Source organism: Methylobacterium haplocladii (genome assembly GCF_007992175.1).
GTDB lineage: Bacteria > Pseudomonadota > Alphaproteobacteria > Rhizobiales > Beijerinckiaceae > Methylobacterium > Methylobacterium haplocladii.
In genome coordinates this window covers 1-1,145 of sequence record NZ_BJZT01000083.1, presented here as the reverse complement: position 1 = coordinate 1,145, position 1,145 = coordinate 1, and the positions used below count along the sequence as shown (strand labels likewise).

1 protein-coding gene is annotated in these 1,145 nt (G+C 67.1%); it reads right to left on the bottom strand.

Features of this window, described 5'->3' with window-relative positions:
- Positions 1 to 1,075: IS630 family transposase (locus MHA02_RS21820; protein ID WP_170249444.1), on the bottom strand; the 1,075-nt coding region annotated here is incomplete at its 3' end.
- Between the last annotated feature and the right edge of the window lie 70 nt (positions 1,076 to 1,145).

Genomic DNA, 1,145 nt, shown 5'->3' with positions numbered 1-1,145 from the left:
GGGGCGGTTCAAACGCTTGGTGCCCGCGTTTTGCGGCTTGGATGATGCGATCCGGATCGGCGGTCCAGACGAAGGGCTTTGGTCGGCAGTTGGTCTCGGCGACGAAGCGTTTGATGGCCACCTGCACGTCGATCAGGGATCGGAACACGCCGCGTCGCAGCCGCCGCTGTGTGAGCTTGGCGAAGAAGCCCTCGACGGCGTTGAGCCAGGAGGCGGAGGTTGGCGTGAAGTGGAAGGTCCATCGCGGATGGCGATCGAGCCAGGCGCGCACCTTCGCGTGCTTGTGAACGGCGTAGTCGTCGAGGATCGCGTGCACGACTTTGCCGGCTGGCACGGCCGCCTCGATCGCATCGAGGAAGCGGATGAACTCCTGATGCCGGTGGCGCTGCATGCAGCGGCCGATCACCTTGCCCTCCAGCACGTTCAGGGCGGCAAACAGCGTCGTCGTGCCGTGGCGCTTGTAGTCGTGGGTGCGCGTCGTCGGCCGGCCCGGCTTTATTGGTAGCGGATCCTGTGTGCGGGCAAGCGCCTGGATCTGGCTCTTCTCATCGACGGAGAGCACGACGGCATGGGCGAGCGGGTCGACGTAGAGCCCGACGACGTCGCGCACCTTGGCGGCGAAGGCCGGGTCGGTGGACAGCTTGAACTGGCGGACCCGGTGCGGCTGCAGGCCATGCCCGCGCCAAATCCGCTGCACCGACGAGACGCTGATGGACGCGACCTTGGCCATGGCCGCCGCCGTCCAGTGTGTCGTCTCGCCGGGCGGATCACTCTGCGTCAGGGCCACCACGCGTCCCGCTACCTCCGGACCGAGTGGCGCAAGACGCGCCGGTCGCGTCTTATCCCGCAGCAGCCCGTCGACACCCTCCCGAGCAAACCGCTCCTGCCAGCGCCAGACGGCCGTCTTGGACACGCCGGCTTCGCGCATGATCGCATGGGTGCCCAGGCCGTCGGCGCTCAGCAGCACGATACGGGCGCGCCAGACGTGCTTCTGGGCCGTGTTCCGGTCCCCGACGATTGCTGCGAGCCGGTCGCGATCCGCAGGCGGGAGGGCGATTGAGATGCCATGCCGCATCCCGACAGACTCGCATCACAAACCCAAAACCGAAACCCGCCACGGACTCGCCCGTTAGATTCTAGCCAAT